Origin of the sequence: Mesorhizobium sp. ESP7-2 (genome assembly GCF_020164715.1) — a bacterium.
In the GTDB taxonomy this organism is placed as follows: domain Bacteria; phylum Pseudomonadota; class Alphaproteobacteria; order Rhizobiales; family Rhizobiaceae; genus Mesorhizobium.
In genome coordinates this window covers 156,906-172,106 of the sequence record NZ_JAIUGQ010000002.1, presented here as the reverse complement: position 1 = coordinate 172,106, position 15,201 = coordinate 156,906, and the positions used below count along the sequence as shown (strand labels likewise).

Annotated in this window: 10 protein-coding genes and 1 pseudogene; 9 read left to right on the top strand and 2 right to left on the bottom strand. The window is 60.2% G+C overall.

Going from position 1 to position 15,201, the window contains the following annotated elements; all coding sequences use genetic code 11:
- Positions 1-574: 574 nt before the first annotated feature.
- Positions 575-1,249, bottom strand: coding sequence for a GntR family transcriptional regulator (locus LB543_RS03135; protein WP_224613023.1), 675 nt, complete (start codon positions 1,247-1,249; stop codon positions 575-577).
- Between the two features lie 131 nt (positions 1,250-1,380).
- Between LB543_RS03135 and LB543_RS03130 the strand changes: the two genes are divergently transcribed.
- The gene (locus LB543_RS03130) at positions 1,381-1,524 is read left to right on the top strand and encodes a hypothetical protein (protein WP_224613022.1); all 144 of its coding nucleotides are present in this window, start codon (positions 1,381-1,383) and stop codon (positions 1,522-1,524) included.
- A 710-nt stretch (positions 1,525-2,234) separates the two neighbouring features.
- Positions 2,235-2,456: a hypothetical protein gene (locus LB543_RS03125; protein WP_224613021.1), complete on the top strand. Its 222-nt coding sequence runs from the start codon at positions 2,235-2,237 to the stop codon at positions 2,454-2,456.
- Between the two features lie 20 nt (positions 2,457-2,476).
- Here LB543_RS03125 and LB543_RS03120 read toward each other — a convergent pair whose 3' ends face one another.
- A complete protein-coding gene (locus LB543_RS03120; RefSeq protein WP_224613020.1) occupies positions 2,477-5,179 on the bottom strand; it encodes an EAL domain-containing protein in 2,703 nt (900 codons plus the stop codon).
- Positions 5,180-5,450: 271 nt separating this feature from the next.
- Here LB543_RS03120 and LB543_RS03115 point away from each other — a divergent pair.
- From LB543_RS03115 to LB543_RS03085, 7 genes and pseudogenes are all read left to right on the top strand, one after another.
- Positions 5,451-5,677, top strand: a pseudogene (locus LB543_RS03115) (transposase); the annotation flags it as partial.
- 907 nt (positions 5,678-6,584) lie between these two features.
- On the top strand, positions 6,585-7,907 hold the full coding sequence (locus LB543_RS03110; RefSeq protein ID WP_224613019.1) for a hypothetical protein: 1,323 nt from the start codon (positions 6,585-6,587) through the stop codon (positions 7,905-7,907).
- A 318-nt stretch (positions 7,908-8,225) separates the two neighbouring features.
- Positions 8,226-8,822: a recombinase family protein gene (locus tag LB543_RS03105; protein WP_224613018.1), complete on the top strand. Its 597-nt coding sequence runs from the start codon at positions 8,226-8,228 to the stop codon at positions 8,820-8,822.
- A gap of 95 nt (positions 8,823-8,917) precedes the next feature.
- The gene (locus LB543_RS03100; RefSeq protein ID WP_224613017.1) at positions 8,918-9,511 is read left to right on the top strand and encodes a hypothetical protein; all 594 of its coding nucleotides are present in this window, start codon (positions 8,918-8,920) and stop codon (positions 9,509-9,511) included.
- Between the two features lie 757 nt (positions 9,512-10,268).
- The gene (locus tag LB543_RS03095) at positions 10,269-10,880 is read left to right on the top strand and encodes a hypothetical protein (protein ID WP_224613016.1); all 612 of its coding nucleotides are present in this window, start codon (positions 10,269-10,271) and stop codon (positions 10,878-10,880) included.
- An 827-nt stretch (positions 10,881-11,707) separates the two neighbouring features.
- A complete protein-coding gene (locus tag LB543_RS03090) occupies positions 11,708-12,904 on the top strand; it encodes a hypothetical protein (RefSeq protein WP_224613015.1) in 1,197 nt (398 codons plus the stop codon).
- A gap of 1,100 nt (positions 12,905-14,004) precedes the next feature.
- Positions 14,005-14,937, top strand: a complete 933-nt coding sequence (locus tag LB543_RS03085) for a DUF2971 domain-containing protein (RefSeq protein ID WP_224613014.1) — start codon at positions 14,005-14,007, stop codon at positions 14,935-14,937.
- Positions 14,938-15,201 lie beyond the last annotated feature (264 nt).

The following is a 15,201-nucleotide window of genomic DNA, read 5'->3' as shown; positions in this document are numbered from 1 at the left end:
CTGCGGCTTCGGCCTCCCGTCTTTTAAGTAAGATATAATGGAACAGGGACCTATGGATTCCGGTTAACTGGATATGGCAGCCAAGATCAAGGAACCACAGCCGAAGCCCGGCCCGCAGCCGCCCGTCAGTCGGCCGGACAAGGAAGCACCTTCAGAGCTTGAGCATGTCGATCCGCCACCGCGAGACGTGCGAGAGGCACCGGCACCAAACCCCAATGGCGACAAGAAAACCTAAGCGACGCCACGCGAACACGCCTGCAACAGCGCATGCGGTACGAGAGCGATCGAGCGTTCCCTCCCAGTCGAATGTCCGCGCGGAGTCCGAAGAGGAACGCGCTCTCGATGCGCCGGAAGGTTGCCATAGGGGCTTCGATCCGACTTGATTGGCGAAAAGAAGGTTCTCGGGCTCGCGCACGTAAATCGAATGGATGTCGGCGCGGCCTAACCGCCAGCACCTCCAGCCAGACCGCGGCGTGGACGCGCATGTATTCCGCGATCGCCTCCGCCTTCAGGCCGATACAAAGCCCCATTCTTCGCATGTGACGATCCGGTTCGGTTGCCCGTGCCGGCGGCTTCAGCCGAGCAGGTCGGCGGCGACTTCGAGCGTGTTGCGGAACGACGTCTCGAGATGGTGCTCCATTGCCTTCGCGGCGCCTTCGGCGTCGTGACGCTTGAGTGCGTCGAGAATGGCTTCATGCTGCTCGATCGTCTGTTCGCCATAGCCGGGTTTGGGAATGGCAAGGTAGCGGCCGCGGTCCATCTGCGCCTTGGAGATGTCGACAGCCCGCCAGATCATCGGCAGGCCGCAGATCTCGGCGATGGTGCGATGAAAGACGTCGTCGAGCTGGATCGCGGTGGCGTATCGGCCGCGCGATATGGCGAGCCGGTGGGCCGCCATATTGTCCTTGAGCAATTCCGCTGACGCCGGCGTGAGCTTGACGGCCGCGCGCTTGGCGCTCTCCATCTCCAGCGCCCGGCGGATGACATAAGCTTCCTCCAGGTCGGCGCGGCTGATCGGCGCGACATAAGTGCCGGTCTGGGCCAGGATCTTCACCAGACCCTCGTCGCTGATGCGCTTGACCGCTTCCCGCACCGGCGTGCGCGAGACGCCGAGCGCTTCGGCGATCGCCACCTCGTTGATCACTTCCCCGGGCTTCATCTGCCCGACGACGATCAGGTTGCGGATCTTCTGATAGATCTGATCGCGGAGCGGCAGAGCCCGATTGAGGGTCGAAGGATCCAGGTCCATGGCAAATCCGTAGCTTCGTTCAACGGAAATGATCAGTTTATATTAGAATGTAAATCGGAATGCACCCAATCCGAAGGTAATCTCTGCCCACGATGGAGTGGTTGCTCAGGTCACGGAATCCAGCTTGCATCGTGCAGTCCCCGGTCGAGGATGGCCGCCTGGCGATCAACACCATGGCCGAGATCATGGACGGCAAGGAGGTCAGGGACCGGCTGCCGATCCCGCTGACCGTCGTCACCAAGAACAATGTCGGCTCGGTCGAGCCGGCATTCTGATCGAGAGGCCGGCCCGGGCAAACCGGGCCAGCCAATCCTCTATTGTTTCGCGGCGACCGGATGACTGACCGCGTCGCGGCCGGAATGGCGGATGCGGCGGCGCGGCCGACGAGAACCGGGCATGAAGTTCAGCCTGATCTTCTTTGCCAACTCCTATCCGGAAGAGGCGGGGCGCCCATGCCGTGATCTCGGAGATCCGGCGCTATGCTGGCAGCATCGATGAGACATGCAAGGCTCGAACCACTCCAACCCATTCGGGCCAAAAGTGTTACCCATGTCTCCGGCACGAACCGTAACCCATGTGTCCGGAACGGACCAAGATGGGATGGTGCCCAGAGGCGGAATCTAAAAAGAAAGAAATTCTCCTTCTTTTCAGATGGTTGCGACTGGCAAGGTGGCGATGCCAGCCAACAGAAATACCAACAAAATATTTCTGTTGGTTGGTTCTGTTCCCGAATGTCGCACGGGCATTTCCCGTGCCGATGCACCTGAATTATATTCTAGATGCCGATAGTTCTTAGCGCGTGAGCTAGCAAGATCGTCCTCTCCTCCACAATTTTTGGTGCAGGGATCTTTGGAACTCTTACTTGTCCGTAACGATCAAAGACAATTAGTTATCACTAATGTATCGACGGGTGGTTGGCCGATCTGCTAATTTAGGCGGCCGCAAGTCTGACAGACTGACGGAGCTTCCGCCCACGATCCGTTCGATGCTGGAAACAATGATGCCAAAAGATCCACAGCGGGTCCGTGAGATACAGGATTTCGTTGTCACCGACGTCCTTGAGGAGACCGGATATTCCGATCGAGGAATTGTTATCATCTTGGTGGATCTCCAAGGGAGCCGCCTGCGCCTTCACTTGACTGCGGCGACCGGAGAACTGCTTTGCGAGCGCTTCGCCAACGCGCTGGAAGCGCGGTACGGCAAGTAGGCGGCTTCGCCAAATGAATCTCATTCTGGCGAAGTGTGACCGCCTTGCTCCTTGTCGAGCAGTCTCGCGAACCCCTCGGCCGAGACCGGCTTGCTGAAATGATAGCCCTGCATCTCGTCGCAATTGTTCTTGCGCAGGAACGCCACCTGGTCATCCGTCTCGACGCCTTCGGCGATCACCCTGAGATTGAGCTTCTGGCCAAGCGAGATCACGGCGCTGGCGACGGCCTGGTCGTTCTCGTCGGTAGCGAGATCGTTGATGAAGGATTTGTCGATCTTCAGCCGCGCCACCGGAAAGGTCTTCAGTGCGCTGAGGCTGGAATAGCCGGTGCCGAAATCGTCGATCGAGATCTGCACGCCGAGGCCCTGCAACGCGTTCATCATCGCCACCGCCGTGTCGACATTCTGCATGATCAGGCTTTCGGTCAGCTCAAGCTCGAGATATTTCGCCTCCAGGCCGCTGTCCTCCAGCGCGTCGATCACGTGGCTGATCAGGTTCTTTTCCTTGAACTGCCTTGCCGATACGTTCACGCACACCACCAGCGGCGGCAGGCCTGCGTCCTGCCAGGCCTTGTTCTGTCTGCAGGCTTCGTGCAGCACCCAGTCGCCGATCTGCACGATCAGGCCGGTCTCCTCGGCCATTGGGATAAACTTCATCGGTGCGATCAGTCCGAGGCTCGGATGGTTCCAGCGGATCAATGCCTCGGCAGCAAAGACGTTGCCGGAGCGAAGATCGACCTGCGGCTGGTAGAGCAGTGTGAATTCGCCGCGCGCCAGCGCGTTGCGCAACTCCTCCTGCAGCAGGAATTTCTCGTGGGCCGTCGCGTTGAATTCGGGCGCATAGAACTGGAAATTGTCGCGGCCAAGCTCCTTGGCGCGGTACATCGCGGCATCGGCATTGGCCAGCAACACATCGGCGGTCGCGCCGTCGTCAGGGTAATTGACAACGCCCATGCTGGCCGTTGCCCTGATGTGACGCTCACCCAGACAAACGGGCTCCGCGATCGCCGTCCGGAGCTTCTGCAAGGTCTCGCCAACCAGGTCGACATCCGGATCCTGGTCGAAGAGCACGACGACGAATTCATCGCCGCCCAGCCGCACGACGGTATCGGTCGCCCTGACGCATCTGACCATGCGGCTGGCGAGGGTCTTCAACAGCATGTCTCCGGCATTGTGGCCGAGCGTATCGTTGACCAGCTTGAAATTGTCCAGATCGATGAACACCACGCTCACCCAGCGGTCGTAGCGCTGCGCATAGAGGATGGCCTGCGAGAGCCTGTCGCCGAGCAGGGCGCGGTTGGGCAGCCCGGTCAGCGTGTCGTGGTTGGCCATGAAATGGATGCGGTCTTCGGCAAGCTTGCGCTCGATGGCGATGCCGGCGATGCGGGTGGTGAAATCGATGAGATTGCTCTCGGCCTTTGTCGGCTCGCGCACCGTCTTCGAATACATGGCAAAGACGCCGAGCACCACGCCGGTATGCGACAGGATCGGCGTCGACCAGCAGGAACGGTAGCCATAGGGCCTCACCAGATCGCGAAAATCTTCCCACAAGGGATCGCTCACAATATCGGTGACGATGACACGCTCGCGCCGGTAGGCGGCGGTGCCGCAGGAGCCGACCTTGGGGCCGATGCGGGTGCCGTCAATGGCGTGGGTGTACTCCTTCGCCAGGCTGGGCGCCGCACCGTGGTGCAGATGAGTGCCGTCCTTGTCGAGCAGCAGCACCGAGCCCACTATACCGCTCAGTTGCGACTCGATGAGGCGCATCAGACGTTCGAGCACCTCGGGAAGCGGCGCACTTGTCGCGATCATTTCCAGGATATGCGCCTGTCCATCCCGCAGATCGTCCGCTTGCCTGCGCGCCGTGATGTCGCGGGCGATGCCAACCAGGCCGAAAATTTCGTCCTCGGCGTTTCGCAGGGGCACTTTCGTCGATGACAGCCATTTGCCGGTGCCCGAAGCATCGATGATGAATTCCTCCTTGTCGACCATCGGCTGGCCGCTGCGCAGCAGATCCTGCTCGTTGGCGCGGAACTGCCGGGCGAGTTCGGGCGCGTGCAGATCGAAATCGTTGAGGCCGATCATTTCGCTCGTATCCCGTTTTCCATGGTCGGCGGCGAGTGCCTTGTTGACCACGACGAATCGGCTTTCGGAATCCTTGACCCACAGATAGTCGGGAACCCAGTCGATCAGCGCCTGCAGCGAAACGCGTTCGCTGACCACCACGCGGCTGGCGGCGAGTTCGGTGACGTCCTCATGTGTCGACACCCAGCCCCCGCCGGGAATCGGCTGACGGCCGACCTGGATGATGCGACCGTCCTTGAGTTCGGCGATCCAGGTCCTCGACCCGGTGCTGGAACTGATCGAGCGGGCGAAAGCCAGGTAGGCCGGGCCGTCCATCGCGGATGTTCCCGCAGCGAGCAGGTGTTCGACGACGTCGGCAAGTGTAATGCCCGCCTGCAGCTTGTCAGGCGCGATGCCGTATATCTGGGCGTAGCGGCGGTTGCACAGGATCAGCCGCTCATCGACGTCGAAAAAGCAGATGCCTTGCGGGATGTTGTCGATTGCCATCTCGAAGCGTCGTGCCTGGGCTTCGAGCACGGCAATCGTGGCCCTGAGCTCGCGCTCTAGGGTTTCATAGGAGGCAACGGCCAGCTTCGACAGCGCGGCCAGATGGGTCTGACCGGCTGGCTCCACAGCGGCCCTTGACGATTCCGCGACCAAGTAGCGTTCTCCAATTCGGCCTGCCGAGCAAAACAATTTGGCCGGGAATGAGCTAAGATCATCGCCAGGTTAATTGATGTCTACTAATTGTCCGTGAACATCTTCCGCAGATTGACCTGGAGATTGTCTGGCTGGCCATTTGGCCGATCGGCGGCGGAAAATTGAAACGGTTGTCATCTACAAGACAAAGCGAATTGCGCTGCAGAAGTTCGCCGATGTCAGCGCTCGATCAGCAGGTCGGCCATGAGCCTTGCGCGGCGTCTGTTGCCATATGATACGGACACTGCTTCGACAAAAGCGCGTCATGCTTGCCTCAAAGCCAAGAATCTCGCTGGAGCATGATTTTGCTGCGCTGTATTCGCCGATCGGGAGACCGTCGAACCGCCAGGGAAGCTGCTGCGGGCGATCCGGTTGCAGGCATTCCACTCGATCCGCTCGGAGCGGCTTTTGATGGAGCGCCAGGAATACGATTTTCTGTTCCACTGGTTCGTCGGAGTCTGTGCCGTTACCCCGAAAATCGGAATGCCGCGATGCCGCGGCAGGGTGTTGCGGCATTTCACGTCGGAGAGAGCCATTTGTGGACCCCCCGTTGGTGCTTCGATACCAGCAGGGCCTCAGATACCAACAAAAATACCAACACCTCGCCCCGTTGGACGAAATTTGCCGAACCGCGATGAAATTCGCTCAAGCGCCGCTTTCGTACCGAAAAACAAAGCAAATTCAGTTATTTGCGGATACTGAGGCGTAGAAGCTTCGGCGAAAGGGGCTGTGGGGCGAAGAGGGGATGGTGCCCAGAGGCGGATTGCGCTCGCGCGTTCGCTTACCATTGATTTATAAGGACAATTTCGGCGTCCGTCCATCCCTTGTTGCACAGGCCTGTGACACAGTCTTGCCTAGGGTTTGACCGAGACTAATTGGGGATGAGAGCACGAGCCGACCGGAATCCACCAATGGTCAAACGGCGCAAGTAGAGGAACCCCTCTTGAGGGCTCATTGGAAGACAGTGGCTTCAAGCCAGGAATGATTAATTCTGTGAAGCCCGTGGTTCGCTGTTCTATTTGGGTCGATCGAAAGATAGCCGACCGATTGGTGACGCTCATTGCGGCGAGGCGATTGACCGACTTCTATGCGCATATCGAACCGCCTCGCTACGGCCGAGGCTGGGTGCATAGCTGGTCATTGATGACTGCGCCGGAGGAGATTTAGGATCAAGACCGCTCTGACGACATGAGAGGGCCTGGTGCACTTCGTGCCTGCGGCAGGTGACCGTAAGGGTAGTCTTCTTTCGCATGGATCGGCTTGACCGTGGCATGATCGTGACGAGGAATGTGAACCGTCGCCGGCGAGATCGAACAACGAACGAACGCCTCTGCTCTTCCGTACGCTTTCAGGTAATAGTGGAAATATGAAGAAGCACACGATAGCGACCGTGGAAGAGTTGAAGGCAGCGCTGGCCGCGTTCGGGCCGGACGCTCTCTTTCGAGGCCAGGTGCGGCACTTCGGGACTGACGACGCGCCGAAAATGAACACATCATTCTCTCGCAACGGGTGCATACCACCCTTGATGCTGAGGTGGTCACACTATTCCGGATTCATTCTTGCCGCCTTGCTAGGCCGCGATCATCGCGAAATCAGCACAGAGTTTACCCAAGCGGTTCTTCAGCACTATGGTTGGCGCTCCTTCTATCTCGACGCATCTTCCAATCCGGCGGTCTCGGCCTGGTTCGCGTCCCACGCATTCAGCGGCAGCCGCTCGATCGAACTCTGTGAGGATTGCTTTGAAGACCCTGTTTTCCTAGTCAAGCTGATGGCTAAATACGCGTACGAGGAGGGTACGGGCTTTCTCTATGTGCTCTCCAAGGAAGCGATGGCGAAGAGGAGGCTCGGGCTCATCGATCTGTCTTCCATCGAGCTCCCTGATTGTCGTCCGCGTTTTCATGCGCAGGCAGCCTGGCTTGTGGGTCCGCTTTACGAAGACTTGCCGGTCGATTGTATCCTTGCGACCATCCAAGGCCCAAGAAGCATCTTCCGGGCTCTCGCACAGGAAAGTGGCATCGTGGAAACGGTCCATCTGTTTCCGAATACGGATGAAGACCCGGTACTCGAACTGCTCACCAGCATGCCTTGGCAGAAAATGAGGCTGCCAAACGAAAAGAAGAAAGATCTGAAGTTTTTCCAACAGGCCTTCGAGTTTCCCGAATACCACGATAGCTTCCGGAAACATAATCCACCGCATATCGCATACTATGAAGGGGCGCCTGCACCAGCCGAGAAGGTTGCGCCCGATGTGCTAGTTTTCGATGTACCCGAAATCGTGGTCTATGGGTTCGCGGACCCGATTGCGGAGAGATTCCCACGGGTGGCGGAGATCGTCCAGGGGGAGGGTCGTCACTTCGTATTCGAAATTGACAGCCTCGTGCGCAGGCCGGGCCGTCTTTCGACTGAATACTTGAAGGGCGTTGCCATATCGAAATGTGACAACGGCCTGTTCTCCGTGGCGGACTTCGCGGTTGATCATCCAGGACGGCAGATGGCCGGATGCGGCATCAATATGGGATGGCACTACCGCATAGAAGACGACGGGAGATGGGTTCGGGAGGTCACTCCTGACGATTGCCCCTGTGAAAACAACTCCATTCATCAGCATCATCTCTCGATGCTGACTATCCTCGAAGACCGTCTAGGGGATGATCCGGCGTCTGTCGTTCGGCGTCCTCCGCCAGCCTAGAGCGCTCCCGGATCGCTCGTAGGGTCGCTCTCGCGAGGCGCTCAATTTACGTGACAGCGGGCGAGTTTCCCCCCGTGCCACCCCATCCCAGGCCGACTTGGCACAGATTTCAACAGGCCAGAGCCTGACGGAAGGGATTCTGGAGCGTGGCCGTCGAAAGCGCAACGAATATAATAGTTTCCCGGCCGGTCTCACATGGGCTTGCCCCAGTGAGTCGGTCAGAATAGGTCATTTAGAGTCTCACACGAATGGCGATTGACTTTTTGATACAGAAGGATCACATCCTTAAAGAGTCTAATGATCCGAAGGGGAGCCGCCATGCAAGCACCGGAGCCGACCACACCGACCGCCACGCCGAACGGGCACCTCGTCGGCTACGCCCGCACCTCCACCACCGACCAGAAGGCCGGGCTTGAGGCCCAGCTAAGAGACCTCTCCGCCGTCGGGTGCTCCAAGGTCTTTCGCGAGGAGCTTTCCTCCGTGGCGGCCAAGAGGCCCGAGCTGGAGAGGACCTTGGACTACCTTCGGGAGGGAGACACCCTCATAGTCACCAAGCTTGACCGACTTGCGCGCTCCGTGGCTGACCTCGTGGATATCACCGCCAAGCTACGCGCCAAGAGTGTTGCCCTCCGTATCCTGGCGATGAGCCTCGATACGGCAACCCCGACAGGAAAGCTCATGCTCAACCTCCTGGGGTCAATCGCGGAGTTCGAGCGGGAGTTGATGCTGGAGCGGCAGCGGGAGGGTATCGCCAAGGCCAAGGCCGAGGGAAAGTACAAGGGAAGGGCTCCCACGGCCCAGCGAAAGGCCGCCGAGGTCATCAGGCTCAAGTCAGAGGGCAAGAGCGGGGACGCCATCGCCGAGGAGCTGGGGATTGGGAGGGCGAGTGTCTTCCGTATTCTCCGGTCGGCGTAGGGGCCTGCACCCTCCGTCATTGCACAGGTTAAACTTGTTGCCTGAGGGCTCGGCGTGGCCATACTGGGGAGCGCAACTCTAACAGGAGACTGCGCATGACCGCCCCGACCCTGGCACCACTCCCGGTGTCCTCCGAGGAATTCCAAGACCCAACAACCGCCATTGCCTTCGCCGTCGAGTGCCTAGAGGACTTCGAGATCGGTCCTTTCCTGATGGACTGGAGGGCCAGGCGAGGCCTTGAGTGTTGGCTCCAGCATGTCATTTCAGTACGCGCGGAGGTCGCTGGGTTCTACTCGGATGATACTGGCAGCCCCTCGGGGTTCGGTGCAGGCTCAGCCATCACCCGCCTCCTAGAGGCCACGCGGTTCATCAAGTCCCAGGCCCGAGACATGCCGCTGGGCATCTCCATCGCTTTCCTGGCGGCTGCCATCTGCGGATTTGACCCTCGGAGGCCTGGCGGTGATGCGATGACATTAGAGGAACTTGCGAAACGCGTGGACGTATCGCCCACCACAATGTCCCAGCATCTTAGGTACCTTGGCCCCGGATACCGGAAGGGAACGCCTGGCCTCGGGCTGGTGGAGACCGCGCGACATCCCGACAATGGCCGCAAGAAGATCGTCTTCCTGACTGCCAAGGGGCGCGACCTTATAGCGAAGGTCGACCGCCTGTTGGCTGGTCCCGGCTAAGTAGCTGAAAGGGCGGCGCTGCGATGGTCCTTACGGTGGGCGAATTGGAGGCTTTCTCGCGCCCGGTAGGCTCTTACGATGCCGCCACTGATCGAGGGCAGCCCGTTGAAATTCCTCGGATAGTAAAATAGTGCGTCTAGTAAATCCGCCACTGTTCGAGCAACATATTGAGGTTGTTTGAGAAATTTCTAAATACTGCTTGCGATTTCCAGAGGTTTTCGCTATTTGAAGGCCGTATTCAAAATACATCACTCACAAAAATTGAACACTACTCCGAAGCGCCCTCTTCCAACAGGGCGGCGCCAGGATATGCCCAAGACATACGTCCGGGGAGTCGCCCTCTATTTGGACACGCCGATGCGCGGCCCGGATGATGCCTACTCCGCTTCCCCTTGAAGCGATGAACTACGGCCCTCCGCGCGAGGGTTAGGGCGGCCTCTGACAGACGGGCCTAAGCACATACCATCTGTCCACTCGGCTCGAAGAGGGTCGGTGCTGCTCCTCCCTTACGGCGCCTAGGTAGCTAGGTGGAGAACACGGGATGAGGGGTGGAAATGGTCCGGGAGTGACGCCCTCCCGCTGATGATGACACGGCAGTGTCGAAACCGCTGTGCACGAGCCGCGCACCTATCGCCCCCCAACAAGCAAAAGGCCACGCATAGAGTGGCTGCATCGCCCACCCTCCAGGCCCGGGCAAGGCCGAGAGCGGGCGCAGCGACCAACCCAATGCCAACGCTGACGAGGAAGGAGACAACTAATGTCTGTTATCGAAGTTCCATTCGACCCTGAGGAGAGAAACGATCCGACTACCCTCCGCGCGATCATCGAAATTGACCGAGGGCCGCAACCGGAAGCCTTTGCCCCGCCTCAACACGCCGGTTCCTACGGAGTCGTTCTATGGGGGCAGAGAAACTTGCGTTACCTTTGGGGGGCCGGCTGCGCCAAGAGCGACGATACCCTCAGAGCTGCCGCCGTACTCCGCGTCCTAGAGCACCGGCAAGAGGACACCAAGCTCATCGTCCACACTAAGGGGCTGGTGGGCCAGCTCGTCCACGTGTCCCGCAGCAGGGGCTTCAAGGCCGACCGTAAGACGCCTTTCGACGGCTTCGAGTTTCTCAAGCCCATCCAGGAGGCCCGGGATCGCGGAGAGTGGGGGTTGGTGCCGTTCAAGGCGAGGGTGGAGGAGCCAGAAGGATACCACCGCGCGGTCCAGTCGGCGAAGTCCGGGCTCCGTGTCGCCCTCAAGATGCTCCGCATAATCTCGACCATCGCCGCCCAGCACAAAGACCCTTTCAACTTCATCGCGGCTACCGACAACGACCCCGACCCGGATGGCCTGATAAGCCGCCTGGAGGCTGCCCATGGATAGCAGCGGGTCTCCTTGCGACATCGAGTACCGCGCTGCCGCTCCCTCCGACCTCTCACCCCGCCGCTGTGTCGCCCCTGGCTGCAAGAATCTCACGCAGCGCTCCGCCAGGAACGGCCTCTCGGAGACCCTGTGCAAGCGCCACGTCGAATTCAGACGTCGCCACGGCACCCACTGGCGGAGGAGCTACACGATGGCAGAGCTGCGCCCCTTCCAGGCGGCGGCGCGGCAGTGGCTCAAGGCTCATCAGGGCGACCTCAGCTTGACCCAGGTTGTCGCCGCCCTGAATGGCCTCCTGGCTGGAAGTGGCGCCTCCCGGACGGCGCAGGACGCTCGATGGGCCGGTACGGAAGAGAAGGTGCGGAACGCCTTGGCGCGGCTTCATGAGGCCGGGAAATCGGGGGGACAGCTCCTCCTAATCACCCTCACCGTGAAGGCCGCCCAGTCAGCTCTGGGGCCGAGGGCCAACCGGGAGTTCCAGTATGTCCAGATCGCCAAGATGGCCCATCGGCTTGCCTCGGGAACCCATGTCCGCTCCGCCCTCTATGGCACCTTCTCTCGTTACCCTCGCGCGGAGGGGCATTCATGCGGCTCCTCGGGCAGAACATCGAGGACATCGCCGGGATCGTCGCGGACTCAGAGGCGGTGAGTGAGGTGGTGGAGGCGGCGGGGAGGCACGAACGGTGACGCACTTTGACGAGAGATCGGAACAGGACCATGACCCACCGCTGGTCCTTCTAGGTGGCGAAGACTTGGGGCAGCGCACCGTACCTCCCCTGCCTCCCACCCTCATGCACGACCCGTGGCTGACCGTGCGGGAGCAATCCCCTTTGGCTGACGCAGCGGCCTCACTCCACGCCAAGGTTGAGGCAGCCTTCGCCCGCAACCCAACCCGTAAGCCACGGGCCGACGCCGCCGAGCGCCGCCTTGCGATTATCCAGAACCTCGTTGTCAACCTCGCACTGGTGGCCCTTCGCCATCCGTCGGGCACGCGCCTTGCCTTCCAGGCCGACAAGAAGGCCGCCACTCGCTACGACCGTAGGGACTTGCCGCGCGGCCCCCTCATCGACATCCTCAAGTCGCTGGCCGAGGACGGGCTGGCGGTCTATCACCCGGCGGTCTTCAAGCATCTGCGGACAACCGCCGAGCCTTCAGCACGGCTCCGCTTGATGTTGACCCAGGCCGGCGCATCGCTGGTGGACATCAGCCGCGCTCCTGGTGGAGAGACGGTCATCCTCAAAGCGGTCGTCGGGAGGGCTAGGCCGAAGCCGTTGGTGGACTACCCGGACACAGGGGAAACCTTGCGGCTGCGAGCGGAAATGGAGACCATCAACGATGCACTGGCGGAGGCCGACATTCGGCTCTGCGGCGAGCGGCAACCCCCTCATCAACTCGTCAGGGTCTTTCTCGTCGACGGTCCAGAGGCTCCGCCTACGTTCGATGGCCACGGGAGGCTTTTCGGGGGCTTCTGGCAGTCTCTCCCACGGGCGAGGCGGGTAGGCCTCACAATTGGCGGGGAGCGTTTGGTGGAGTTGGACTATCGCGCCATGTACGTTCACCTCGCCTACGCCCTCCACGGGGCAGCCCTGCCGGCTGGAGACCCGTATGCGGTGGCAGGCTTGGAAGGGCACCGGGACGCCGTAAAGAAGGCCGTCGCGTCACTCTTCTTCCGGGATGGGACCTTGCGCCGCCTCTCTGGGGAACTGCGGGAACTACTGCCTGCGGGGTGGACGGCCAAGCGGCTCACGGCGGGGATAGAGGCGAAGCATCCCCCCATCGCGCACCTCCTTGGAACCAACATCGGGCCAAAGCTTGCCAACGCCGAGAGTAACATCCTGGTGGCTGTCCTTCTCCGGCTCATCGCACAGGGCGTGGTGGCGCTGCCCATCCATGACTGTGTGCTTGTGGCCGAAAGCGCCAAGGCGGCGGCCATGGCGGCAATGCGTGAAGAGTCCAGGCGGCTGGTGGGGGCAGCCCTGCCGGTCGAGGAGAAGGCTGGCCAACAAGTCGCTGCTATAAGGAAATAACTCGCTGCTAAAGGGCTCCAGGTGGGGCCTTAGGGTATTGGAAGGCCCCCGCTCCGCCTCATCGTCGGCCCACCGGAAATAGGTGCTCAATGTGACTGCCTTAAGCACCGGACTCTCGCATTACCTTGAGGTGACGATGAGGGGCGAAGCCCTCTCTCAGCTAAGGGTCTGCTGCACAGGGATCACCTCAAGGGGCCGCTTCAGGAACCCTGGCGAGACAGCCCAGCCCTTCTGGGCCTCATCGGGCTCTTCGGTGGCAAACATCAAGACGGCAAACGACTGCCTGAAGACTGCGAAATGAGCTGACATTGCGCTACTGTCTTCGGGGAGTACGCTGGCGACGCGAAACTGCTCGCCCACCTCAAAGTCGCCCTGGCGGAGCGTTCGATCTGGGCCACACATAGCCAAAACTCCTTCGGCAACGCGTCCTGATAGGCTTGGAGGTTGGAGTACCACTGGACAGCAACGGCCCCGGTGGTCGGTAGGATGCGCCCTGTGGTGGCCGTGTGTAGCGCGAGGCCCAGCTTGGAGGCGAAGATGGTCATGGACCTGGCCACTATCGGCCCGTCGATCCTCAGGAAGCTCCATGAAGGGAGCTGGGCGGCGATGTCTCGGTAACGCATCAAAGTGCTAAGCTGGTCTCTCTCGGGGCGCACCTCCTTGGAGAATCCCGGTATACGAAGCGTCGAGTGGATGAGCTTCTGACCCTCCGCCCGCCCGGCCGCTGTCTTGGAGTCGGGCATCATGCGGCTCAGCATTGCGACCACGAGGTCAGCCTCGCGCGATGCCTCGTTGCATACTTTGCATGCTCCGAACTCAAGACCTCGCGGACGATGCTTGCCATCGAAGATGCCACGCGGGGGGTAGTGCTCTACGGTCTCGCTAGGGGTCCCACCGCCGCAGAAGATGCAGAAGGGCTGCTCTCTTCGGATTCGCTGGGAGAACGTCTCCCGCCTCCTGGCTTCTCCCACCGCGATACCCTCCGCTCGCCGACCCGCTGTAGCCTCGGTGAGATCGGCTTGCGGTCTGTTCCCGAATCGCCCGACTAACGTTTATCAATTGAACATCGAATCTGGCGTTCTGCCATAGCGGGCATACCAATGAACTTTGATGAGATGCTGCCTTGCGTCCCGACAAGCTGGAATAACAGCCGCGTTCACTTCTTCAAATACATGAGCTTCAGTACAGCGAAGGCCGTCTTGACTAACGGGACTCTCAGGTGGTCAACGCCCGGCACATTGAACGATCCCTATGATATCCAATTCGATCTGGCGATTACGGCAGATAGAGCCAGGCTCAAGGAAGCATCCCTAGCCAAGCTGTGGGAAGTCTTCAAAGGCGAGAGGGCTGTTGTGGCGGGCAACATCCTTGGAGCCGTGGTCCGGACCATGGGTCTGCGTGTTCCCGATCTTAGCCGCGATCAATTCGAGAAGGAATTTGGCGAGGGCTTTGAAGAGGGCTTTGATCGGATGATGGCCAGCCTACCGGGGATCAATGCCGATATCCGTAAGCTGATGGCGGACAGCAAGATTCTGTGCTTGACGACCGATCCAATCAACACGTCCATGTGGGCGCACTATGGTGAGCTAAATCGGGGCGCGGTGCTGAGATTTCGATCGATCGCTGCGCTCAGCAGCCCCTTCGGGATGGCCAAGCCGGTAGAGTACGTCGATCATCTACCAAAGCTCGTGGATGAGGATTTCCTGGCCGAAATGTTTGCCGGACTTGCTTCGATTAACCCTTCCGTTGCCAGCCATCGAATGGTCTTCACTAAAGGATCAGACTGGTCATATGAGAAGGAGTGGCGCATTTTCGCTGGCGCGGGCCGCAACAAGACAGAGGCTCCCGAGGACCTTCCCTTCCATGATTTGGAACTAGACGGTCTCATCTTCGGCCTCGCGGTGCCGGACGAAGGCCGCCAGGAGTTGAAGGCGCTGGCAGATAGATATCCGAATGTCGAGATCATGGAGGCGGTTCGCTCTTCTGTCGGCTTTCGGCACGAAATTCGAACCCTGCACCGGCCTGCCGGGTAGGTGCTCACCGGGCGATGCTGCAGGCGCACATGTGCAATCTCCATCCGCGAGCGAACCCGCGCCATGCTGGACCTCGTAGGCACCCTTGATCTTTCGCTGAATGTCTATGCAGAGCAGGAGCCGGAGAAGGCGCTTGTGGAGGCAGTAAAGCTGCCTGCCTAAGCGATTGGTGCCCAGAGACGGGTTGCGCATGCGATATCGCCGCACGCAATTTTCTATGAGTTTTTTAGCCGTTGCCGTCTGGTTGTTGCACGGCTCGGCAAC